22 protein-coding genes are annotated in these 20,898 nt (G+C 68.0%); 9 read left to right on the top strand and 13 right to left on the bottom strand.

Features of this window, described 5'->3' with window-relative positions; all coding sequences use genetic code 11:
- The first annotated feature begins 40 nt into the window (after window positions 1-40).
- Genes metX through ACXJJ8_RS12235 form a run of 3 tightly spaced genes read left to right on the top strand, consistent with a single transcriptional unit; the run spans window position 41 to window position 3,245 of the window.
- Entirely contained in the window at window positions 41-1,060 is a 1,020-nt protein-coding gene (gene metX / locus ACXJJ8_RS12245) for a homoserine O-succinyltransferase MetX (RefSeq protein ID WP_499030414.1), read from the top strand.
- The gene (gene metB, locus ACXJJ8_RS12240; protein WP_499030411.1) at window positions 1,057-2,250 is read left to right on the top strand and encodes a cystathionine gamma-synthase; all 1,194 of its coding nucleotides are present in this window, start codon (window positions 1,057-1,059) and stop codon (window positions 2,248-2,250) included. The genes metX and metB overlap by 4 nt, the downstream gene beginning before the upstream one ends.
- The gene (locus ACXJJ8_RS12235; protein WP_499030408.1) at window positions 2,247-3,245 is read left to right on the top strand and encodes a homoserine dehydrogenase family protein; all 999 of its coding nucleotides are present in this window, start codon (window positions 2,247-2,249) and stop codon (window positions 3,243-3,245) included. The genes metB and ACXJJ8_RS12235 overlap by 4 nt, the downstream gene beginning before the upstream one ends.
- On the opposite strand, the gene ACXJJ8_RS12230 is transcribed toward ACXJJ8_RS12235, so the two are convergent.
- Together ACXJJ8_RS12230 and ACXJJ8_RS12225 are read right to left on the bottom strand one after the other, a co-directional pair.
- Window positions 3,176-5,383 (bottom strand): putative bifunctional diguanylate cyclase/phosphodiesterase, encoded by a 2,208-nt coding sequence (locus ACXJJ8_RS12230; protein ID WP_499030406.1) that lies wholly within the window; start codon window positions 5,381-5,383, stop codon window positions 3,176-3,178. The genes ACXJJ8_RS12235 and ACXJJ8_RS12230 overlap by 70 nt on opposite strands.
- Window positions 5,384-5,438: 55 nt before the next feature.
- On the bottom strand, window positions 5,439-6,821 hold the full coding sequence (locus tag ACXJJ8_RS12225) for an L-serine ammonia-lyase (RefSeq protein WP_499030404.1): 1,383 nt from the start codon (window positions 6,819-6,821) through the stop codon (window positions 5,439-5,441).
- A gap of 73 nt (window positions 6,822-6,894) precedes the next feature.
- Here ACXJJ8_RS12225 and ACXJJ8_RS12220 point away from each other — a divergent pair, with 73 nt between their 5' ends.
- On the top strand, window positions 6,895-7,119 hold the full coding sequence (locus tag ACXJJ8_RS12220) for a glutaredoxin family protein (RefSeq protein ID WP_499030401.1): 225 nt from the start codon (window positions 6,895-6,897) through the stop codon (window positions 7,117-7,119).
- On the opposite strand, the gene ACXJJ8_RS12215 is transcribed toward ACXJJ8_RS12220, so the two are convergent.
- The 3 genes from ACXJJ8_RS12215 to ACXJJ8_RS12205 are packed head-to-tail and all read right to left on the bottom strand — an operon-like array spanning window position 7,120 to window position 9,042.
- Window positions 7,120-7,677, bottom strand: coding sequence for a YceI family protein (locus ACXJJ8_RS12215; protein ID WP_499030400.1), 558 nt, complete (start codon window positions 7,675-7,677; stop codon window positions 7,120-7,122).
- Window positions 7,670-8,275: a cytochrome b gene (locus tag ACXJJ8_RS12210; RefSeq protein WP_499030398.1), complete on the bottom strand. Its 606-nt coding sequence runs from the start codon at window positions 8,273-8,275 to the stop codon at window positions 7,670-7,672. Before ACXJJ8_RS12210 ends, ACXJJ8_RS12215 begins: the two co-directional genes overlap by 8 nt.
- Window positions 8,276-8,322: 47 nt before the next feature.
- A complete protein-coding gene (locus ACXJJ8_RS12205) occupies window positions 8,323-9,042 on the bottom strand; it encodes a YceI family protein (protein WP_499030396.1) in 720 nt (239 codons plus the stop codon).
- A gap of 177 nt (window positions 9,043-9,219) precedes the next feature.
- Between ACXJJ8_RS12205 and ACXJJ8_RS12200 the strand changes: the two genes are divergently transcribed.
- On the top strand, window positions 9,220-10,323 hold the full coding sequence (locus ACXJJ8_RS12200) for a M23 family metallopeptidase (protein WP_499030394.1): 1,104 nt from the start codon (window positions 9,220-9,222) through the stop codon (window positions 10,321-10,323).
- On the opposite strand, the gene hemE is transcribed toward ACXJJ8_RS12200, so the two are convergent.
- From hemE to pepQ, 3 genes are read right to left on the bottom strand one after another with little or no spacing between them, the layout of a single operon-like run.
- A complete protein-coding gene (gene hemE / locus ACXJJ8_RS12195) occupies window positions 10,320-11,369 on the bottom strand; it encodes a uroporphyrinogen decarboxylase (protein WP_499030552.1) in 1,050 nt (349 codons plus the stop codon). The genes ACXJJ8_RS12200 and hemE overlap by 4 nt on opposite strands.
- Before the next feature lie 37 nt (window positions 11,370-11,406).
- Entirely contained in the window at window positions 11,407-11,664 is a 258-nt protein-coding gene (locus ACXJJ8_RS12190; protein ID WP_499030392.1) for a WGR domain-containing protein, read from the bottom strand.
- A gap of 29 nt (window positions 11,665-11,693) precedes the next feature.
- A complete protein-coding gene (gene pepQ / locus ACXJJ8_RS12185) occupies window positions 11,694-13,028 on the bottom strand; it encodes a Xaa-Pro dipeptidase (protein ID WP_499030390.1) in 1,335 nt (444 codons plus the stop codon).
- Between the two features lie 98 nt (window positions 13,029-13,126).
- On the opposite strand from pepQ, the gene ACXJJ8_RS12180 reads away from it, so the two are divergent.
- Both ACXJJ8_RS12180 and ACXJJ8_RS12175 read left to right on the top strand, forming a co-directional pair.
- The gene (locus ACXJJ8_RS12180) at window positions 13,127-13,429 is read left to right on the top strand and encodes a type II toxin-antitoxin system HigB family toxin (protein ID WP_499030388.1); all 303 of its coding nucleotides are present in this window, start codon (window positions 13,127-13,129) and stop codon (window positions 13,427-13,429) included.
- Window positions 13,426-13,785 carry a helix-turn-helix domain-containing protein gene (locus ACXJJ8_RS12175; protein ID WP_499030386.1) on the top strand — a complete coding sequence of 120 codons (360 nt, stop codon included), beginning with the start codon at window positions 13,426-13,428 and terminating at the stop codon, window positions 13,783-13,785. Before ACXJJ8_RS12180 ends, ACXJJ8_RS12175 begins: the two co-directional genes overlap by 4 nt.
- 35 nt (window positions 13,786-13,820) lie before the next feature.
- Here ACXJJ8_RS12175 and ACXJJ8_RS12170 read toward each other — a convergent pair whose 3' ends face one another.
- The 5 genes from ACXJJ8_RS12170 to rph all read right to left on the bottom strand — a co-directional run bounded on the left by ACXJJ8_RS12170 (window position 13,821) and on the right by rph (window position 19,324).
- Window positions 13,821-14,171 carry a PilZ domain-containing protein gene (locus ACXJJ8_RS12170; protein ID WP_499030384.1) on the bottom strand — a complete coding sequence of 117 codons (351 nt, stop codon included), beginning with the start codon at window positions 14,169-14,171 and terminating at the stop codon, window positions 13,821-13,823.
- Window positions 14,168-16,681 carry a DUF1631 domain-containing protein gene (locus ACXJJ8_RS12165; protein ID WP_499030382.1) on the bottom strand — a complete coding sequence of 838 codons (2,514 nt, stop codon included), beginning with the start codon at window positions 16,679-16,681 and terminating at the stop codon, window positions 14,168-14,170. The genes ACXJJ8_RS12170 and ACXJJ8_RS12165 overlap by 4 nt, the downstream gene beginning before the upstream one ends.
- Window positions 16,682-16,818: 137 nt before the next feature.
- Window positions 16,819-17,979 (bottom strand): radical SAM family heme chaperone HemW, encoded by a 1,161-nt coding sequence (gene hemW / locus ACXJJ8_RS12160; protein ID WP_499030380.1) that lies wholly within the window; start codon window positions 17,977-17,979, stop codon window positions 16,819-16,821.
- 14 nt (window positions 17,980-17,993) lie between these two features.
- Window positions 17,994-18,587, bottom strand: a complete 594-nt coding sequence (gene rdgB / locus ACXJJ8_RS12155) for an RdgB/HAM1 family non-canonical purine NTP pyrophosphatase (RefSeq protein ID WP_499030378.1) — start codon at window positions 18,585-18,587, stop codon at window positions 17,994-17,996.
- Window positions 18,588-18,592: 5 nt separating this feature from the next.
- Complete coding sequence (gene rph / locus ACXJJ8_RS12150) at window positions 18,593-19,324, bottom strand: ribonuclease PH (RefSeq protein ID WP_499030375.1); 732 nt, start codon at window positions 19,322-19,324, stop codon at window positions 18,593-18,595.
- A gap of 86 nt (window positions 19,325-19,410) precedes the next feature.
- On the opposite strand from rph, the gene ACXJJ8_RS12145 reads away from it, so the two are divergent.
- Together ACXJJ8_RS12145 and gmk are read left to right on the top strand one after the other, a co-directional pair.
- Window positions 19,411-20,271 carry a YicC/YloC family endoribonuclease gene (locus ACXJJ8_RS12145; protein WP_499030372.1) on the top strand — a complete coding sequence of 287 codons (861 nt, stop codon included), beginning with the start codon at window positions 19,411-19,413 and terminating at the stop codon, window positions 20,269-20,271.
- A 5-nt stretch (window positions 20,272-20,276) separates the two neighbouring features.
- On the top strand, window positions 20,277-20,894 hold the full coding sequence (gene gmk, locus ACXJJ8_RS12140) for a guanylate kinase (protein WP_499030550.1): 618 nt from the start codon (window positions 20,277-20,279) through the stop codon (window positions 20,892-20,894).
- Window positions 20,895-20,898: the final 4 nt, after the last annotated feature.

Below are 20,898 nucleotides of genomic sequence, written 5' to 3'. Positions count from 1 at the left end.
CCGCAACGCTCGTTGGCCTCCCACCGCCAGGAGCGTTGCAATGCCCGTCGCCGCGATTCGAACCCTCGACACCCCGCTAGTTCTCCGCGCCGTTGCGCATCGGCAACCCGACGCGCAGCGTGGCGAAACTCCGCTGATCCTTTCGCTGAAACACGGCGGCACTCACGAAGTGCGGCTGCGCTGGGAAATCCGCGGTGCCCCGCATCTGCCCGCCGTCTCCGTGCTCGGTGGCATCTCCGCGGATCGCCATGTGGCATCGTCCGAAACGTTCGGCGAGCGCGGCTGGTTCCAGGCACAGGCCGATGCGCGCTGGCTCGCGGCGCATCGCGTGGTCTCCTTCGACTGGATCGGCAGCGACGGCGCACTCGACGCGCCGATCGATACGGCCGACCAGGCGGCGGCACTCGCGGCCGTCCTTGACACACTCGGCATCGAAACCCTCGCGGCGATCGTCGGCTGCTCCTACGGCGCGATGGCGGCCCTCGCATTCGCGACGCTGCATCCAACGCGCGTGCAACACCTCGTCGCGATCGCCGGCGCGCATTGCCCGCATCCTTTCGCGAGCGCATGGCGCGCGTTGCAGCGCAACGTGGTCGCGCTCGGCCAATTGCAATGCGACGAAGCGCAGGGCCTGTCGTTGGCGCGCCAACTCGCGATGCTGAGCTATCGCACGCCGGAGGAATTCGGCGCGCGCTTCGATGCGACCCCCCTCCTGGATGGCGGCAGCGCGCGCTGCGCCTCCGAAGCCTGGCTCGCGCAACGTGGCGCGTCCTGGGCGCAAAAGACCTCGGCGACGGCGTTCGTGCGCTTGTCGGAATCCATCGACCTGCACGACGTCCTCCCCTCCAACGTGCGCGTTCCCACGACGCTCGTCGCCTTCGCCGAGGAGCGCCTGGTGCCACCCGACGATATCCGCGCGCTCGCCGCCGGCATCGCGGCGCCGGTACGCCTGCAAGTGCTGCATTCGCCCTACGGGCACGACGGCTTCCTCAAGGAACCCGATGCGATCGCGCAAGTGCTTGCGCGCGCGCTGGCGTGTTGCGACGAGGCCTGCGCATGAGCGCCGTGCATCCTTGCACCGCGGCCGTGCGCGCCGGCATCGATCGTGATGATGCCTTCGGCGCCGTCGTTCCACCCCTGGTCCTGTCCTCGAACTTCAGCTTCGCCGGTTTCGACGACAAGCGCCGCTACGACTACACACGCAGCGGCAATCCCACGCGCGACCTGCTCGCCGAGGCATTGGCCGAACTGGAAGGCGGTGCCGGCGCCGTGGTGACGGCGACGGGCATGGCCGCGATCACGCTCGTGCTCAACGCCTGCCTCAAGCCGGGCGACGTACTCGTTGCCACGCACGATGCCTACGGCGGGAGTTGGCGCCTGTTCGACGCACTTGCGCGGAAGGGCCATTTCGAACTCGTGCTCGCCGATCTCGCCGATCCGCGCGCGCTGACCGCGGCGCTGGAACGCAAACCGGCGCTGGTGTGGATCGAGACGCCGTCCAATCCGTTGCTGCGCATCACCGACCTGCGCTTCGCGATCGAAGCCGCGCACGCGGCCGGCGCGCGCGCAGTCGTCGACAACACGTTTCTCTCGCCCGCGCTGCAGCAGCCGATCGCGTTCGGCGCCGACCTCGTCGTGCATTCGACGACGAAGTACATCAACGGGCACAGCGACGTCGTCGGTGGCGCCGTCATCGCGCGAGCGAGCGAGGACCATCAGTTGCTGGCCTGGTGGGCGAATGCGCTCGGCGTCACCGGTGCGCCGTTCGACAGCTTCCTCACCCTGCGCGGCCTGCGCACGCTCGGTGCGCGCCTGCGCGTGCACCAGGAGAACGCGCAAGCGATCGCGGCCCTGCTCGACGACCATCCTGTCGTGCGCGCGGTCCACTATCCGGGCTTGCCGCGCCATCCGGGGCATGCCGTGGCCAAGCGCCAGCAATCGGGCTTCGGTGCGATGCTGTCCCTGGAGCTCGACGGCAGCGTCGACGCGGTGCGCGCCTTTCTCGACGGACTGCGTTGCTTCACCCTGGCCGAATCGCTCGGCGGCGTGGAAAGCCTCATCGCGCATCCGGCGACGATGACGCACGCGGCAATGTCGCCCGACGCACGCGCCGCGGCGGGCATCGGCGACGGGCTGCTGCGCCTGTCGATCGGCATCGAGCATGCGGACGACCTGCTCGCGGACATCGTCGACGCGCTGGAACGCGTGCACGCCGTCGTGCGTGGGCAGCGGCGCGAGGTCGCGACGTGATCAGGCTCGCACTGCTCGGCACGGGCAACGTGGGCCGTGCGGTGATCGCGCGGCTCGAACGGTTGGACGATCCCGGCCTGTCGCTCGTCCACATCGCCAACACGCGCGTCACCGTCGGCCCGGCGTTGCGGGAATCGGCACCGCACGTCGTGATCGACGCCACCGCCAGCGACGCCATCGCCGCGCGCCACGCCGACTGGCTTGCGCGCGGCTGGCACGTGGTCACGGCGAACAAACTCGGCCGCGGCGCATCGCTCGCGCGCGCCGAGGCAATCGAACACGCATGCCTCGGCAGCGGCGCGCGCTACGGCGATGCCGCCACCGTCGGCGCCGGCCTGCCGCTGCTCCGCAGCCTGCGCGCGTTGCAGGCGGGCGGCGATGCGATCCATGGCTTCGCCGGCGTGTTGTCGGGGTCGCTCGCGTGGTTGTTCGCGCGTTTCGACGGCAGCGTGCCGTTCTCGACGCTCGTACGGCAAGCGCGCGCCGCCGGCTACACCGAACCCGACCCGCGCATCGATCTGTCGGGCGAAGACGTGCGCCGCAAGCTGCTGATCCTCGCGCGCGCGGCGGGCGTGCCGCTCGAAGCGGAGGCGGTGGAAGTGGAATCGCTCGTGCCGCCCGCGCTTGCGCAAGCCGCGGACATCGACGCCGCACTCGCCGCCCTCGACGCGCCGATGCAGGCCCGCCTCGACGCGGCGCGCGCCGGGCGCCTGCATTTCGTCGCGCGCTGGCAGGACGGTGTTGCGCGCGTGGGACTGGAAACGCTCGCGACCCACGATCCGCTCGCCGCGGGCAGCGACACCGACAATCGCGTGGCCCTGCATTCGGCGCGCTATGCGCATCAACCGCTGGTGATCCAGGGTCCGGGCGCGGGCGCCGACATCACGGCCGCCGCGTTGCTCGACGATGTCTTCGCGCTACGCGATCAACCGACTTTCGCCGGCGCCAGGTCTTCGAAGAACGTCGCGATCGGCATTGGCCGCGCGATCGCGTAACCCTGCGCGAAATCCACGCCCATCGCGCGCAGGATGTCGAGCTGCGCGATGGTTTCGGCCTGTTCGGCGACCGTGCGCTTGTCGAGCACGTGGGCGATGTCGGTGATCGAACGCACCACCGCGTCGGCGAGTTCGGACTTGCCCAGGTCGCGCACGAAGCTGCCGTCGATCTTCAGGTAATCGACATCCAGGTGCTGCAGGTAACCGAACGAGCAGAAGCCGGTGCCGAAGTCGTCGAGCGCGAAACGGCAGCCGAGATCGCGCATGCGCTGGATGAAGCGCTGCGCGCGCGTGCGGTCGCGCACGACGCTGGTTTCGGTGATCTCCAGGCACAGGCGCTCGGGCGGCACGCTGCTGTGGCGCAGGCGCGCGGCGAAGTAATCGTGGAATTCCTCGTCGACGAGCGTGCCGCCGCCCAGGTTGATGCCGCAGTGGTGGATGTTCGCCGCATGCTGCGGGTTGGTTTCGAGCCACTGCAACACCGCTTCGACGACGTAGCGGTCCAGGCGCGGGCCGAGGCGGTAACGCTCCGCGGCGGCGATGAGTTCCGCCGGCGCGCGCACCTGGCCGGCAGCGTCCGTCCAGCGCAGAAGGATCTCGATGCTGTGCCTGGTGGACGAGGCGGGATCCAGCGGCACGATCGGTTGGCAGAACAGGCTGAATCGGCGCTGGTCGAGCGCTTCGCGCACCTGCAGCGCCGAGCGCATCGACGCGGTGCGCAGCTTGAGCTCGTCGCCTTCGCGCGAGGCGGCGACCAGCCGGTTGCCGCCGTACTCCTTCGCCGCGAAACACGCCGCGTCCGCGTGCGACAGCAGCAGGTCGAAGTCGCCATGCGGCGCGTGGCTGTGCGCGATGCCGATGCTCGCCGCCGCGGTGAGCATCTGGTCTCCCCAGGTGATGCGCAGGCCGTCGATGGAGGCGAGCAGGCGCCGGCCGCAGGTGATCGCCTGCGACTCGCTGACCGGCACGAGCACGGCGAACTCGTCGCCGCCCGTGCGCGCGACCAGCGCCTCGTCGCCGAATTCCGCCCCGACGATGCGGCCGACGGTGCGGATCATGTCGTCGCCCGCAACGTGGCTCGCCGAATCATTGACCAACTTGAAGTGATCCAGGTCCAGGTACAACAAGCTCAGGTCGGGCGCGGCGCCTTCGCCGGTGAGCCGTTCGCGCGCGCGTTCCTCGAACGTGTTGCGATTGAGCAGGCCCGTGAGGGGGTCGCGGGTCGCGCGCAGGAACAGCGCGGTCGCGGTGTGGCGTTGCTCGTAGGTCGCCACCGCGAGCATCACCGGGATGACCGAAATCAGTACGAGCAACAGCATCAGTACCGAGGCATCGAGCAGGGTGAGCGGGCGCGTGAAGCCGCCCAGCCCCAGCCCGGTGAGCAGGCTGATGAAGGTCACCACCAGGATCGTGCCGACCATCGTGGTCATCGGAGAGAAACGCACGGCGGCCCACAACAACAGCGAGAGCGGCATGCTCACCAGGCCGAGGGCGTAGAGGTTGCCGCTGCGCCCGGCGCTGACGATGCCGGCCAGCGACAGGAGCAGGGCGAGCGCCCAGACCAACTGTTCGCGGCGGCCGACGCGATCGCGCCACAGACCTTCGCGCAATCCCCCGGGCCCGAGCAGCAGCGCCATCGCCGGTGCGAACGTGGTGATGCCGAGGAGGTCGCCGAGCGCCCACAGCAACCACGCGCGTCCCGCGTCTAGCGGCGCGGCGAGGCCGGCATGCAGCAGGCCCGCGGTGCCGGTGGTCGCGCTGGTCGCGGCTAGGACCAGGCCGCTGCGCAACAACATCAGGCCGTCGGCGGTGCGCAGGTGGAGCCCGTCGGCGCGTTTGGCACGTTCGCAATACCAACCCGCGGCCAGGGCCGCGAGCGTGTTGCTCAGGATCGAATACGGGACGAACGCGACGGGGACGGGCAACACCGTCAGGTGCAACGCGATCATCGCGAAGGGCACCACCACCGCCCAGCGCGTGCCCCAGCTGACCACCATCGCCAGCGCGATGCCGGAGCTGGGCCAGAACAGGGTGACATCGTCGGGCGTGCGCAGGTACAGCGACGCGAGTACCGCCCCGGCGTAGTAAAGCCCGGTCAGCAGCAGGAAGCGGCGCAGCGTCCCCTTGGCGTCGGCCATGGGGGCGAGTGTATGCCCAAAGCGGGGGAGCGGGCGTGCGACCCCGCCCGTCCTTTCAGCACTCGATGACGTTGACCGCGAGACCGCCGCGCGAGGTTTCCTTGTACTTGTCCTGCATGTCCCGGCCGGTGTCGCGCATGGTCTTGATGACCTTGTCGAGCGAGACCTTGTGCTTGCCGTCGCCGCGCAGCGCCATGCGCGAGGCGTTGATCGCCTTCACTGCGCCCATCGCGTTGCGTTCGATGCACGGGATCTGCACCAGGCCGCCGATCGGGTCACAGGTCAGGCCGAGGTTGTGTTCCATGCCGATTTCGGCGGCATTCTCGATCTGGCCCGGCGAGCCCCCCAGCGCCGCGGTCAGCCCCGCGGCCGCCATCGAACACGCCACGCCGACTTCGCCCTGGCAGCCGACTTCGGCACCGCTGATCGACGCGTTCTCCTTGTAAAGGATGCCGACGGCCGCGGCGGTGAGCAGGAAATCGAACACGCCCTGTTCGTTCGCGCCGGGAATGAAACGGTCGTAGTAATGCAGCACCGAAGGAATGATGCCGGCGGCGCCGTTGGTCGGTGCCGTGACCACGCGGCCACCCGCGGCGTTTTCTTCGTTCACCGCGAGTGCGTAGAGGTTGACCCAGTCCAGCACGGTGAGCGGATCGCGCATCGCCGCCTCGGGTCGCTCGGACAGCTCCGCGAACAACGCCGGTGCGCGCCGCGCGACGTGCAAACCGCCCGGCAGCGTACCGCTCGAGCGAATGCCGCGCTGCACGCACGACTGCATCGCGCGCCAGATCTCGCGCAGGTTGTCCTTGATTTCGTCGTCGCTGCGCCATGCATGTTCGTTGTCGAACATCAGTTGCGCGAAGGTCTTGCCCGTCGCCTCCGCCTGCGCGAGCAACTCCCCGCCGCTGTGGAAGGGATGTGCGAGTTCGGTGGTGTCGGCGACGATGCGGTCTTCGGCTGCCTCGTCCTGGTTGACGACGAAACCGCCGCCGACCGAGTAGTAATCGCGCGTGGCGAGCACGTTGCCGTCCGCGTCGAAGGCGGTGAAGCGCATGCCGTTGGTGTGGAAGGGCAACTTCTGGCGCTTGTTCATGACGAGGTCCTGCTTCTCGTCGAACGGCACTTCGTGCTTGCCGAGCACGTTGATGCGTTTGGTCCCGCGGATGCGTTCCAGGGCGCCGGGAATGATGTCCGGGTCGATGAGGTTCGGCATGTGGCCTTCCAGGCCCATGAGCACGGCCTTGTCCGTGCCGTGGCCGCGACCGGTGAGCGCCAGCGAACCGAACACCTCGGCGCGCACGCGCGCGACCTGCGGCAACTTGCCCGACGCATCGAGCCACTTCTCCGCGAAGCGGCACGCCGCGCGCATCGGACCGACCGTATGCGACGAACTCGGCCCGACGCCGATCTTGAACAGGTCGAAGGTGCTGACGGCCATGGATTCACGGGACTGCTTGCGGGAAGCCCGTATTCTAGTCCTCCGCCCGCTTCGATACCCGAACGCCAGCACCATGCGCCTGCGTCTGTTCCAGCGCGACGATTGCCCCCTGTGCGACGAGGCCCTGTCGGTCCTCGCCGCCGCGCGCACGCCCGATTTCGAGCCGGTGTGGATCGACGATGACGATGCGCTGGAAGCGCGCTACGGCGCGCGGGTGCCGGTGCTGCGCGACGAACTCAACGACGCCGAACTGGACTGGCCCTTCGACGCCGATCGCGTGCGCGCCTTCGTGGGCTGATCACCTTTCGGTGAAAACCACCGTCGTCGTGACCTTGATGTCGTTCGGCAACAGCCTGACATCGGCCCATTCGCCCCCGCCGACGCCGAAATCCAGGCGCTTCACCATCGCCGTGCCCTGCAGCACCGGCTTCGGGCCCGGCGTCCACGTGAACGTGAGGGTCACTGGCTTGGTCTGTCCTCGCAGCGTCAACATGCCGTCGGCCTGGTAGCGGTTGCCGGGGATCGTACGGATCGTCGTGGCCGTGTAGTGCGCCTGCGGGAACTGCCCCCCGTTGAAGAACGCCGAACCGCGCATTTCCGGGTCCATTTCCTCATTGCCGACGGTCGCCGTTGCGATGGGAATGGCGACATCGAGCCTGCTCGATGCGAGCTCCTGCGGATCGAAACGGAACGTCGTCGTGAACCCGGGGAAGCTACCGGCGTAGGGATCGCCCTGGTAGGTGCCGCTGAATTGCAGCGAGGAACCCGCGGTCTGCACGTAATCGGCCGCGAGGGCCCCGCAGGACGCGGTGCCCAACGCGAGCGCGAGCGCGATGCGATACGAACGATCAACCATGGCGGATCTCCTCGTTGGCGAGTGGGGCGCGGAGCCATCCGCGCGGCAACATGCGCGCAAGCGTGGCATCGCGTTGGAACAGATGGTGGTACATCGCGGCGGCGGCGTGCACCAACGCCAGCACGATCAAGGCCCAGAACAATGCTTCATGCAGGGATTCGGTCATCTCGTGCAGGTCGTGGTCGCGCGCGGCGATCGCCGGAACGCGGAACAGGCCGAACCACCACAACGGGAAACCGGAGGCGGAGTTCATCACCCAGCCGCTGATCGGCACGGCGAAGAGCAGCCCGTACAAGCCGGCGTGCGAGAGGTTGGCGATCGCGTGTTGCCAGCGTGGCACGGTCGTGATGACCGGCGGTTTGCCGGCGTACAAACGCCACAGCAGGCGCAGCGTCACCAGCGCGAGGATCGTCAACCCGATCGATTTGTGCAGCGCGAACATCCGCACCTTCGCCGGGCTGCTGGCCATGTCCACCATCGTCAGGCCGATGACCGCCATCGCCAGGATGCCGATCACGACGAGCCAGTGGAACACCTGGCTGACGGCGCCCCAACGGTCCACGTTGCGCAGGCGCGGGGCGGTTGGTGCGATCGGCATCGGAGCGCTCATCGAAAGTGGGGTCGTTGGAGGTGAATGTCGGGAAGTTACGGCGTGGTCGTTGCGTTGGATGCGGGCATCACGACCGTCGCGTTGGATGGCGGTGCGACGGTCGAGGTTCCCGGCGGCACGGCGTGCGTCGCCGCCGCGGGGACGTCGGAGGCATCTTCGCGCGTACGCGTGCCTTCCGCTTCGATGCGAATTTCCACTGCATCGCCGACGACGCTCTTCCAGGACGTGATGCCGAATGCGGCGCGGCTCAACGTGCCCGTCGCGGAGAAACCCGCCGTGCGGCGGAACGGCGGCATCGGATGTCGCTTGGCCTGGTGGAAGACGACGTCGAGTTGCACTTCGCGCGTGACGCCGTGCAGCGTGAGGTTGCCGAAGACTTTGGCGTGCGTGGGGTCGACCTTCTCGATGCGCGTGGACACGAATGTCGCTTCCGGATGGTGCCTGGCATCCAGGAACGTGCGGTCGAGGACGGCGTCGTTCCACTTCCTGTCGCCGAGGTCGAGGCGTTGAAGCGGCATCTTCGCTTCCACGCGCGCGCTCGACCAATCGTCGGGGTCGAACACGAGCGTGCCGGTGGTGCCGGAAATCGTGCCCATCGGATTGGAGAAGCCCGCGTGGCTGACCGCGAACATCACGCGCGTGTGCACCGGATCCAGTGCGTACACCACGTCCGCCGCAGTCGCACGGGACGACACGAGGAGCAGGCCCAGCACCAGCGCAACGGGGGCCGCATGGCGCGCGAATCGAAGGAACATGGCGGGCTTGCTCGGCGGGGACGAGGGGTGGATGGCCCGCGTGGCGCGAAAGGTTCGACCCCGCGGGACGCGCCATCCTAGACCGGCCGACGTGAATCGTGTGCGGAACGCTGCATCCCCTGCAACCGGCCGCCGCGCGGGGGTATCGGCTGGGTGTCCCTTCGACGGAAACCCGCCATGCGCCCCTGGTTGCTCGCATTCCTGCTCGCCGCCGCGCCGCTCGCCGCCGCGCCGCTGGCGGGCACGCCCACCGCGACGACGCTGCCCGCGCAGCCGCTGATCGAACGCACGCGCGATGCCCAGCACCTGAATTTCGACCTGGTCTTCGCCAACGACAGCGATCGGGCGCTGGAACTGACCGGCCTGGAAGTCACCCTGTTCGATCGCGACGGGCATTTTTTTTCGCAACGGCGCCTGGACCGCAACGGCGATTCGACGACGATGTCGCTTGCGACCTCACCCAATCGCACCTTGCCGGCGAAGGGGCGGCTGGTCGTGTTCAATCCCTTCGCATCGTTTGCAGGCGATGCCTGGCTAGGTGACCTGCGTTACGTCGCGACTTTCCAGGGCAGTGGAGACGGGCCCGAAGAACGTGTCGAGATTCGCGTCGCACCGCGCGCCTTCGCACCGAAGACCACGTTGCATCTGCCCTTGGATGGCGAAGTATTCGTGCACGACGGCCACGACCTGCTCGCGCACCATCGCCGCCTCGACATCACCGGTGGCATGACGACGCACTTCGGCATCGGCGCCAACTTCATGCGCTACGCCCACGACTTCACGATCGCCGACGCTTCGGGCAAGTTGTATCGCACCGATGGCGCGACGCCTGGAGACTGGTATGGCTACGGCGCGCCGGTGCACGCAACGGGCGAGGGCGTGGTGCACGCGATGCGCGACGGCATGCGCGACAACCGCAAGGACGGGCCACCGCCGTTCGCGCAGGAGGCGATCATGAAAGACCTGACGCTCTTCCTCGGCAACTACGTGGTACTCGACCACGGCAACGGTGAGTACAGCCTGTTCGCGCACATGAAGCAGGGTAGCATGCGCGTGCGCGAAGGCCAGCGCGTCAAGAGCGGCGAGACCATCGGTGCGATGGGCATGTCGGGCGACGCCTTCCTCGTGCACCTGCACTACCAGCTGCAGTCGGGCCCGAAGTGGGAGGAAGGGCTGCCTGCGTATTTCACCAATGTGCAGGTGAAAACCGGCGCCGGCTGGAGCCCGCGTTACACGGGCCCCGTCGATTCGGGCGACGTTGCGCGGCTCCAGGCGCGTTAACGCGCGCTGTGCTTGTGCACTTCGTCGACCAGTGCCCTGACGTGTTCCGGATTCATATCCGGCGACAACCCATGCCCGAGGTTGAACACATGCCCCTCGCGCGAACCGCCGTTGCCGGCCGCATAGCTGTCGAGCGCTTCGCGCACGCGGGCACGCACGCTGTCGGGCGATCCGTACAACATCGCCGGATCCAGGTTGCCCTGTAGCGCGACCTTGCCCTGCGTACGCGCCGCTGCCTCGCGCAGTTCGATCAACCAGTCCACGCCGACGCCTTGCGCGCCACTTGCTGCGAGTTCCTCGAGATACGGCGCATTGCCCTTGCCGAACAGGATCAACGGCGCGTCGCCGCCTGCGAGTTCGCGCGCGATGCGCGTGAGATACGGCAGCGAGAATTCGCGATACATCGACGGCGACAACACGCCGCCCCACGTATCGAACACCTGCAGCGCCTGCGCGCCGGCGTCGCGCTGCGCGCGCAGGTAGGCGATCACCGCGTCGGTGTTGATCGAGAGCAGTGCATGCATCGCCTTCGGATCGTCGAGTGCGAGGCGCTTGACCTTCGAGAAGTTGTCGCTGCCGCCGCCTTCGACCATGTAGCACGCGAGCGTCCACGGGCTGCCGGAAAAACCGATCAACGGGACGCGGCCGTCGAGCTCGCGCCGGATCACCGACACCGCATCCATCACGTAGCGCAGTTCGCTGCCCATGTCGGGCACCCCGAGCTTCGCGATGTCGGCGGCGGAACGCACGGGGCGTTCGAACTTGGGGCCTTCGCCTTCGACGAAATACAGGCCCAGGCCCATCGCGTCGGGCACGGTGAGGATGTCGGAGAACAGGATCGCCGCGTCGAGGTCGAAACGCGCCAGCGGCTGCAGCGTGACTTCGCAGGCGAGGTCGGGGTTCTTCGCCATCGCAAGGAAGCTGCCGGCCTTGGCGCGCGTCGCGCGGTATTCGGGCAGGTACCGGCCGGCCTGGCGCATCAGCCACACGGGCGTGGCGTCGACGGGTTCGCGACGCAGTGCGCGCAGGAAGCGATCGTTCTTCAGGGTCGGGGTCACGCGTGTTCTCGCAGGAAATGAAAAGTCAGGGGCGCGGCGCTTCCGCGCCCTGCACGAACATCAACTGGAAGCCTTTCTTCAGTTGCAGGTCGCGCGCGTGTTCGAACGCGGCCAGCGCGCTGCCCTGGTCGAGGTATTGCTCGCGGCGCAGCGTGCTGCGCCCGCCGATCTGCCCGGTCTCGCGCACGAGCGTCCATCCGCCGAGCAGGTCGGCCTCGAGTTGGAGCTGGACGAAGCGCGGAGCCTCGCGGCCAGTGGGCCGTTCTTGCAGGAGCAGGCGCATGGGGCCGGCATTGTAGCGCCGCCGTGGGGTCAGCCCGCGAACGCTTCCCGCGTCAGGTTCAGCGGCGCATCGTCGGTACACACCACGTCGTCTTCGATGCGGATGCCGCCGTAAGGGCGGAATGCATCGACGCGGCCCCAATCGACGCTCGGCCCCAGGCCGCGGTCCTTCAACTGGTCGAGCAACATGTCGATGAAATAGATGCCCGGCTCGATCGTCACCACCATGCCGGGCGCGAGGACACGCGTGAGGCGCAGGTACGGATGCCCGTTCGGCTTCGGCAGCGTGCCGCCGCGATCGCTTTCCGCGAAGCCCGCCACGTCGTGCACCTGCAACCCGATGCCATGCCCGATGCCGTGCGGGAAGAACGCCGAGGTCACGCCCGTTTCCACCGCGACTTCCGGGGAGACCGTGACCAGCCCGAACTCCTTCAGGATGCGCGACAGCGACAGATGCGCATCCAGGTGCAGTTGCCGATAGTCGAAGCCGTTGCGCACCTGGTCGCACATCGCCAGCTGCGCGCGATCCACCGCGTCGATCATCGCCTGGAATTCGTCGCCGGTGTCCTGCGAATACGTCCGCGTGATGTCGCATGCATAGCCATCGTGGCTCGCGCCGGCATCGATCAGGAAACTGCGCACCGGCTTGGGCGGCATGCGATCCCGATCGGTGTAATGCAACACCGCGCCATGCTCGTTCAACGCGACGATGTTGCCGTAGGGCAGATCGTTCGCGTCCTGCCCGGCGGCCTGGCAATAGGCCAGATGGATGCCGAATTCGCTCGCCCCGGCGCGGAACGCACGCTCGGCCGCGCGATGGGCGCGCGCACCGATGCGGCTGGCGGCGCGCATCTTCTCGATTTCGTACGGCGTCTTGAACGCGCGGTGGTATTCCAGGTAGGCAACCACGGGCTCGGGATTGTTCGGCACGAACTCGCCGAGCGCACTCTGCGGCTCGCCGAGGATCGCGCAGCGCGCGGCGTTCTTCGGCAAATGTTGCAACGCCTCTTCGGCCTTGCGGATGACGACGATGTCCATGTGCTCGACCCAATCGCCCGACGGCGCGCTCGGCACCACGTGCCAATAGTCGAAGGGCTGCAGGTAGATCACCTTCGGCCGCTGCCCCGGCTGGTAGACGAGCCAGCTGTCGGGCACGCGCACCAGCGGCAGCCAGGCCTTGAACTGTGGGTTCACCGCGTAGGGATAGTCGCGGTCGTCGAAGAACTGGAAGTGCAGGCGCCCGCTCGGCACCACGAGCGCGTCGAAGCCGCCGCGCTGCAACGCTTCATCCGCGCGCCGCTTCAGGGTGTCGAGGTGGTCGGCGTACATCCCGGCAAGATCGGGTGCGGAGGGATTGGCGGACATGGGCGAAGGCGCTTGATGAGGGGGGCTTCATTCTGGCCTGAACGAAAAACAATGACACCGTTTGCGCTGGTCCCAAAATGGGACTAGCATCCCGGCCGATGAAAATCATCGCGGTAGGGACGCTGCGAGCATTCTGGGAGAGGCACCCGGAAACAGAGCAGCCGTTGAAGGCCTGGTACGACGAAGCGAAGGCGGCCGCGTGGCGGATGCCCGCCGAGGTGAAGGCGCACTACGCCAGTGCAAGCATCGTCGGGAACAACCGCTTTGTCTTCAACATCAAGGGCAATGATTACCGGCTGATCGTCGCCATCGCTTACAAGACTGGCGTCGTCTTCCTCAAGTTCGTCGGCACCCATGCCGAATACGACAAGGTGGATGCGGCAACCGTGGAGCACGCATGAACATCAATCCGATTCGCACCGAGGTCGATTACAGGGAGGCGCTCCAGGAAGTGTCGCGCTTGGTGGACCTGGATCCGGCGGTCGACAGCGACGATGGCGCTTACCTCGAAGTTCTTTCGATGTTGGTCGAGGCTTACGAGGCCCGGCACTTCGCGATCGATGCGCCCAATCCCATCGATGCGATCCGTTTCCGAATGGAGCAGGGCGGGCTGACCGCGAAGGACCTGGTGCCCAGCATCGGCAAGGTCAACCGCGTGTATGAAGTGCTCACCGGTAAACGCAAGCTGACGGTCGCCATGATTCGCAACCTGCACAAGAATCTCGGGATTCCGGCGGAGAGTCTCATCGGCGCGTAAAAAACCCCGCATCCGCGGGGTTTTTTTGCTTTGGCTTATTCGAACTGGCCGCCCGGCCCGTCGATCCACTCGCGCAACTGCTTCATGTGATCGTCGGGCACCGTGATGAAGCGGAAACCGCTCCAGCGCTGGCCCGATGCGTGGGCCGCGTCCTGCCAGAGCAAGTGCGCGCCGACTTCGATCGGGGCCTCGCGGCCCTGCGGGTCGTTGAGGTTGAAGCGGAACTGGTACAGGGCGTCTTCCTGCATCGCGGTGTTCGCCATCAGCAGCATGCCGGTTTCCGACAGATTGCCCAGGCGGCCGACGACCGCGTCGACCATCGTGTCCACCACGATCACCGTGTCGGCGACCTTGCGTCGCTTGGCACGGCGGAATTCGTCGATCATGCCTCGGCCTCCTTGTCCTTCCCGCCGCCGGCGAAACTGCGCAGCGCACCGAGCGCGGCCTGCCACGCGCGATCCACGAGGCGGCCCTTGTCGGCGGTGACGATGTAGGCCTGGCCGATCGCGATCATGCGGGCCAGGCTGTCGAGCGACTGCTCGCCCAGGCGCTGGCCGCGCTGGTTGACGAACAGCGCGTTGTCGGTGATCGGGCTGAACCAGGACAGGCGGCGACGCACGCGGTCGCCCTGCTGGTTGGAGACGAACTCGAACCACGTGCCGAAGGGCAGGGTGCGCAGGTGTTCGTACGCGGCCTGTTCGTCGGGATTGCGCGGCGCGAGTTTCGGCTTCGGCGTCTCGGTGTCTTCGCCCAGGCGCGCACGCGCCTTGAGCTTCATCGCCAGTTCGGTGCGCGAGGCCGGATCGTCTTCGTCTTCGGCGATGCCCGTCGTCAGGCGACGCGCGATCGCCGCGGCTTCGTCGATGTGGTAACCGACCTGGACCAGCGAGCTTTCGATCTGCTGCGTGAGCTGCGGATCGACCTCGCCCGTTTCCTTGCCGGTGGTGGCCGCGACGATGTGGCGCGTGGCGTCGAGCTGACGCTGCCACTCTTCCGAATCCTCGCCGTGGCGCAACAGGCACAGCGTGAGCACGTCGGCCCAGGCCTGGTTGAGCAGCGCGCGCACGAACTTCGGCAGGCGCTGGTCGCGCACCGAGGCTTCGATGACTTCGTTGGAACGGCGCTTGGCGAGTTCGAGTTTTTCCTTGCCGCGGGCCGCTTCGACGTGGCGGCGCTCGGTGACTTCGGCCTTGCGCGCGAGTTGCTGCAGGCTGGTTTGCAGTTCGCGATTGGCGGTGTCGAACGCAGCCGGATCTTCGCGGAAATTCTGGACGACGTGTTCGACCGCGCCGCGCAGCGAGTGCACCAGTTGCGGATCGACTTCCTCGTCGCCGAGCCAGGTGGCGCCCGATTCGGCGACCGCGTTGAGCAACTGGCGCGCCGGATGTTGCTGCCGCACGAAGAACGCGCGGTCCTGCAACGCCACGCGCAGCAGCGGCACCTGCAGACGGCCGAGCAGGCCGACGGCCGGCGTGTCGCGCCGCACTTCGCGTTCGATCTGCGAATACAGCATGCCCAGCAGTTCGAACGCATCGTTGTCTTCGCGCGAGAACGCCGCGCCCTTGCCGTGTACCTGGCGCGACTGCGCGAGCAGGGTCTGCTTGATGTCGAGCAGGCTGCGCGGGCTGCCGGTGGGCGAAGTCGCCGGTGCGGAGACCAGCGTGTCGAGCGCGCGCAGCAGGTCGGGCGTGGTGAGTTCCTGGCGCGCCCGTTCCGGGCGGCCGGGGCGCAGCTTGCCGATCAGGTCGCGACGACCGGACAGCAATTGCTCCAACAGCGCGTACGCCTGGGCTTCGTCGTAGCTGGCCTCTTCGCCGTCGGCTTCGCCCATCCACGCGGTGTGCGGCCGGAGTTGCTCACGCGGGCCCATGACGCGGCCACGGCCGCCGCCGACACGCGGTTGAGCGGAACTTCCGCCACCGCCACCGCCATCGCCGCTCCCACCGCCGCTGCCACCGCCACCGCCGCTGCCGCTTCCACCGCCGCCGCTGCTGCTGCCGCTGCCGCTGCTGCCGCCGCCGGCCGGCTGCGCTGCTGCATGCGGGGCGTCGTCGCCGCCGCCGAGGGCAAAACTTCCACCGTCGGCACCGCCGCCACCGCCGCCGCCACCTCCGCCTTGCGGCGGCGCGCCTTTCTCGCGGCGCGGTTGCGGCTTGGCGTTTTGCACGGTCGGCCGCAGGCGCAGCGGCACGTAGGCGAGGCTGGGCAGGATGCCGTCGCGCTCGAGCAGCGCGTTCATTGTCTCGGCCAGGTGGGTGTAATGCACCATCACCACGCGGTCGAAGGTACGGAACAGCAGCAGGCGGGCTTCGAGCCCAATCTGCAATGCGTTGGTGGCCTCGCGCAGGATGCGGCCCATCATCTGCGGGCCGACGGCGAGCCGCTCGGCGTCGAAGGCCGGCGCGCCGGCCAGGACGCCGAAGCGCTGGCCGAGCAGGTGCAGCGGCAGGCTCGCGCGGGACTCGTGGCGCAGCGCGATGTCGCGCAGCACCGATTCCTCGTCCATCGAGTCGTCGTCGACCAGGCTCAGGTTGCGGAACGACGGCGGCTTGGCGCCGGTGGTGCCGAGTTTCTGCGCGAGCTTGGGGTCGCGGATGCCGGCAAGCGCGGCTTCCAGCCCGATCAGATAGCGCGGCACCAGGTCGGCCCGGTTCAGCCGCAGCGTGCGCAACGTTTCCATGTGCCCGGCCTGGATGCCGGGATTGCGCGCATGGTCGGCAAGCCGGAACAGTTGCTGTTCGGCCTCGTTGAGCATCTGCGACAGATGGCGGGCCATCTCGTCGGAGACGAAGCTGAGGAGGTGGTCCATCACCCGGCGCACGCGGCGCGGCAGGTTGGCGGAGGCCAGCGTGGCCGGAGGCGTGTGGGTGCCGGGCAGGTCGAACGAAACGGGCATCGGTCGCTCGCGCGGTACGTTCCCAGCTAGATAACACGACACTGTTGCGCCCGCCACTCGCAGTTGCGCTGCGCTGCCGCATCCCGGCCGCTGCGCGGCGCGAATCGACCGGGCGGGTCGGGGACCGACCCGGGGCGTCAGTCGGCGAGGAACAGTTCGATCACGTCGTTGGTGAAGCGCCGGCCCAACTCGGTCGGCCGCACGTGACCGGTGGTCTCCAGGGTGAGCCAACCGCGTTCGCGCGCCTGCTCCAGCTGGGGCGCGATGGCCGAGCGCGACAACCCGGTGCGCGCCTCGAACGCATCGAGCGCGAATCCCTCATGCAGGCGCAGGGCGTTGAGCATGTAGTCGAAGGGCAGGCGTTGCGCGGTCAGGGTTTCGTCGCCGCCGATGGACGCCGGCGTGCCGGCCTTCACCAGATAGTCGGTCGGGTGCTTGACCTTCCAGCGGCGCAGCACCGATTGCGACGCGCCCAGCGTGAGCTTGCCGTGCGCACCGGCGCCGATGCCGAGGTAATCGCCGAAGCGCCAGTAATTGAGGTTGTGCGCCGACTGCCGCCCGCGCCGCGCGTAGGCCGAGACCTCGTAATGTTCGAAGCCCGCTTCCGCGATACGCGCCTGGCAAGCCTCCTGGATGTCCCAGCTGTCGTCGAGATCGGGAATGCCCTGCGGCGGGCGGGCGGCGAACACGGTGTTGGGTTCGAGCGTGAGCTGGTAATGCGACAAGTGCACCGGTTGCAGCGCGAGTGCACGCTCGACGTCGTTCACCGCCATTGCCAGCGTTTGACCCGGCAATGCGTACATCAAGTCGAGATTGATGTTGTCGTAACCCGCGTCCTGCGCGAGCTTGACCGCGCGGTCGGCTTCGCGACTGTCGTGGATGCGGCCCAGGCGTTGCAGGCACCCATCGTCGAAACTCTGGATACCGAAGCTCAATCGGTTCACGCCCGCGGCAAGATAGCCTTCGAAGCGCCCGTGTTCGGCGGCGCCGGGGTTGGTTTCGAGCGTGATTTCCAGCCCCGGCGCGAAGCGCAGGCGCGCGCTGGCCTGCTGCAGGAACGCGTCGATCGCTTCGGGCGGAAACAACGACGGCGTGCCGCCGCCGAAGAACACCGAGTGCACTACGCGGCCCCACGCGAGCGGGAGATCCTGGTCGAGGTCGGCGATCAATGCGTCGACGTACGCACCGAAGGGCAACACGCCGCGCTGTTCATGCGAGTTGAAGTCGCAGTACGGACATTTGCGCACGCACCACGGCAGGTGGACGTACAGCGACAGCGGGGGGGTGAGGAGCGACATCGTGCGATTGCAGATCACAGTTCGTGCAGGCGCGCCCGCAATGTTGCGAGCGCAATTCCGCGATGGCTGCGCGCGTGCTTGGTGGCCGCATCGAGTTCGGCGGCCGAGCGGGCCAGGACCGGGTCGAGGAACACGGGGTCGTAACCGAATCCGCCAGCGCCGCGCGGGGCAGGCAGGATGCGCCCGGGCCAGCGGCCTTCGGCGATGATCGGTTGCGGATCCTCGGGCGTGCGCAACAACACGACGACGGCGTGGAAGTGCGCCGTGCGTTGCGCGTCGGGCACATCGCGCAACGCGTCCAGCAATTTCGCGATGTTCGCCTGCGCATCGCCGTGCGCGCCGGCATAACGCGCCGAATACAAACCGGGCGCACCGCCGAGTGCATCGACGCACAGGCCCGAATCGTCGCCGAGCGCGGGCAGGCCGGTCTCGCGCGCGGCGTGCCGGGCTTTCAGCAGCGCGTTCTCGACGAAGGTCAAGCCGGTTTCATCGACATCCTGCACGCCGAATTCGGATTGCGCGTGCAAGGCAAGGCCTGCATCGGCGAGCAGGTCGCGCAGTTCGACCAGCTTGCCCTTGTTGCCGCTTGCGAGGACCAACTTGCGCACTGCGTTCACCGTTGTTGCGCCAGGGCCTCGCGCTGCGCGGCGAACAACTCGGCGATGCCGGATTCGGCCAGCGCGAGCAGGCGATCGAGTTCATCGCGGCGGAAGGCGTGGCCCTCGGCGGTGCCCTGCAGCTCGATGAAACCGCCGCCGTCGTTCATCACGACGTTCATGTCGGTGTCGCAGCCACTGTCCTCGGCATAGTCCAGGTCCAGCACCGGCGCGCCCTTGTAGATGCCGACCGACACCGCGGCGACCGCGCCGAAGATCGGGTCTTTCGTGATTTCGCGGCGCTGCTGCAACCCGCGCACCGCATCGACGAGCGCGACGTACGCGCCGGTGATGGCGGCCGTGCGCGTACCGCCGTCGGCCTGCAGGACGTCGCAGTCCAGCGTGATGGTGCGTTCGCCGAGCGCGTTGCGGTCGACGCAGGCGCGCAACGCGCGGCCGATGAGGCGCTGGATCTCCAGCGTGCGGCCGCCTTGCTTGCCGCGCGCGGCCTCACGATCCGAGCGCGTGTGCGTGGCGCGCGGCAGCATGCCGTACTCGGCCGTGACCCAGCCTTCGCCCTTGCCGCGCAGGAAGGGGGGAACGCGGTTCTCGACGCTGGCCGTGCACAGCACGCGCGTATCGCCGAAGGAGACGAGCACCGAGCCTTCGGCATGGCGCGTAAAGCCGCGCTGGAGGGAGACTGCCCGCAGTTGTTCGGGCATGCGGCCGCTGGGGCGCACGACGGTCATGAGGATTCCGGGGGGAACGCAGGATGCGGGCCGCTAGATTACCATCCGCCCCTCCATCGCCCGGCCGCAACGCCATAGGACACCCCGTGATCCGCAGCATGACCGCCTTCGCTTCCGGCGAACGCACGACGCCCTGGGGCACGCTGGCGTGCGAGCTGCGCTCGGTGAACCACCGGTTCCTGGAAATCGGCACGCGGCTGCCCGACGACTTGCGCGCGCTGGAACCGGCATTGCGCGAACGGATCAGCGCGCGCATCTCGCGCGGCAAGGTCGACGTCGGCATGCGCCTGCGGGCGCCGGAGGGTGGCGAGGCCCTGCGCGTCGACGCGAACGTGGTCGAACAGTTGGCCGACATCGCACGCGATCTGCAAAACCGCTTCCCGACGCTGCAGATCGGCTTCACCGAATTGCTCCAATTCCCCGGCGTGCTCGGCACCCGCGCGACCGACACCGCCGCCCTGCACGCCGAAGCCCTGTCGCTGCTCGACGCCGTGATTTCCGACTTCGTGGCGTCGCGCCAACGCGAGGGTGCCAACCTCGCGGCGGTGATCGCCGAGCGTAACGCCGGCATCGCACGCATCGCCGCGGACGTGCGCACCCTGGTGCCGACGATCCGTGCAGCGCTGAAGCAGAAACTCGAAGCGCGCCTGGCCGATCTCGCGCAGCCGGTGGATCCGGGGCGCTTCGAACAGGAACTCGTCCTCGGCTTGCAGAAACTGGATGTCGACGAGGAGCTCGATCGCCTCGACAGCCACGTCGCCGAACTCAAGCGCGCGCTGGGGCAGAAAGAACCGGTGGGCCGCCGGCTCGACTTCCTGCTGCAGGAATTCAACCGCGAGGCGAACACGCTCGGCAGCAAGTCGGTCGATGCGCGCACGTCCAATGCGGCCGTCGAGCTCAAAGTGCTGATCGACCAGATCCGCGAACAGATCCAGAACATCGAATGAGCCAGATGCGCGGAACCTTGTTCATCGTTGCCGCGCCCTCGGGCGCCGGCAAATCCAGCATCGTCAACGCGTGCCTGGCGCGCGACAGCAACATCCGCCTGTCGATCTCCTTCACCTCGCGCGGCCCGCGCCCGGGCGAGCGGCACGCGGAGCACTACCACTTCGTCAGCGCGGACGCGTTCCAGCGCATGGTCGCCAACGGCGACTTTTTCGAACACGCGCTGGTGCATGGCGATTGGAAGGGGACGGCGAAGCAGTCGGTCGAGCCGCAACTGGCCGCCGGCCACGACGTCTTGCTGGAAATCGACTGGCAGGGCGCGCTGCAGGTCCGCGACCAGATGCCCGAGGCGGTGAGCGTCTTCATCCTGCCGCCCTCGCGCGAAGCGCTCGAAGAGCGCATGCGCAAGCGCGCGCAGGACAGCGAGGAAACGATCCGGCGCCGCATCGCCGCCGCGCGTGAAGAGATGTCGCATTACAAGGACTTCGACTACGTGATCGTGAACGAGCACTTCGAGACCGCGGTCGCCGAGATGTGCGCGATCTTCGTGGCCAGTCGCCTGCGCAGGCCGATGCAGCAGGCGCGCCACGCAGCGCTGATCGCCGCCCTGCTGGCGGATTCGTGAACCT

The sequence above is a fragment of the Lysobacter sp. P5_C4 genome (assembly GCF_054049695.1).
Note: the sequence above shows the minus strand (reverse complement) of the source record. Positions and strands in the feature narration are given on the sequence as shown.

Excerpts from the sequence above, each read along its gene's own strand:
- metX (WP_499030414.1), top strand. The coding sequence starts at position 41 with ATGCCCGTCGCCGCGATTCGAACCCTCGACACCCCGCTAGTTCTCCGC.
- metB (WP_499030411.1), top strand. The coding sequence starts at position 1,057 with ATGAGCGCCGTGCATCCTTGCACCGCGGCCGTGCGCGCCGGCATCGAT.
- ACXJJ8_RS12230 (WP_499030406.1), bottom strand. The coding sequence starts at position 5,383 with ATGGCCGACGCCAAGGGGACGCTGCGCCGCTTCCTGCTGCTGACCGGG.
- ACXJJ8_RS12225 (WP_499030404.1), bottom strand. The coding sequence starts at position 6,821 with ATGGCCGTCAGCACCTTCGACCTGTTCAAGATCGGCGTCGGGCCGAGT.
- ACXJJ8_RS12220 (WP_499030401.1), top strand. The coding sequence starts at position 6,895 with ATGCGCCTGCGTCTGTTCCAGCGCGACGATTGCCCCCTGTGCGACGAG.
- ACXJJ8_RS12215 (WP_499030400.1), bottom strand. The coding sequence starts at position 7,677 with ATGGTTGATCGTTCGTATCGCATCGCGCTCGCGCTCGCGTTGGGCACC.
- ACXJJ8_RS12210 (WP_499030398.1), bottom strand. The coding sequence starts at position 8,275 with ATGCCGATCGCACCAACCGCCCCGCGCCTGCGCAACGTGGACCGTTGG.
- ACXJJ8_RS12205 (WP_499030396.1), bottom strand. The coding sequence starts at position 9,042 with ATGTTCCTTCGATTCGCGCGCCATGCGGCCCCCGTTGCGCTGGTGCTG.
- ACXJJ8_RS12200 (WP_499030394.1), top strand. The coding sequence starts at position 9,220 with ATGCGCCCCTGGTTGCTCGCATTCCTGCTCGCCGCCGCGCCGCTCGCC.
- ACXJJ8_RS12190 (WP_499030392.1), bottom strand. The coding sequence starts at position 11,664 with ATGCGCCTGCTCCTGCAAGAACGGCCCACTGGCCGCGAGGCTCCGCGC.
- pepQ (WP_499030390.1), bottom strand. The coding sequence starts at position 13,028 with ATGTCCGCCAATCCCTCCGCACCCGATCTTGCCGGGATGTACGCCGAC.
- ACXJJ8_RS12180 (WP_499030388.1), top strand. The coding sequence starts at position 13,127 with ATGAAAATCATCGCGGTAGGGACGCTGCGAGCATTCTGGGAGAGGCAC.
- ACXJJ8_RS12175 (WP_499030386.1), top strand. The coding sequence starts at position 13,426 with ATGAACATCAATCCGATTCGCACCGAGGTCGATTACAGGGAGGCGCTC.
- ACXJJ8_RS12170 (WP_499030384.1), bottom strand. The coding sequence starts at position 14,171 with ATGATCGACGAATTCCGCCGTGCCAAGCGACGCAAGGTCGCCGACACG.
- ACXJJ8_RS12165 (WP_499030382.1), bottom strand. The coding sequence starts at position 16,681 with ATGCCCGTTTCGTTCGACCTGCCCGGCACCCACACGCCTCCGGCCACG.
- hemW (WP_499030380.1), bottom strand. The coding sequence starts at position 17,979 with ATGTCGCTCCTCACCCCCCCGCTGTCGCTGTACGTCCACCTGCCGTGG.
- rph (WP_499030375.1), bottom strand. The coding sequence starts at position 19,324 with ATGACCGTCGTGCGCCCCAGCGGCCGCATGCCCGAACAACTGCGGGCA.
- gmk (WP_499030550.1), top strand. The coding sequence starts at position 20,277 with ATGCGCGGAACCTTGTTCATCGTTGCCGCGCCCTCGGGCGCCGGCAAA.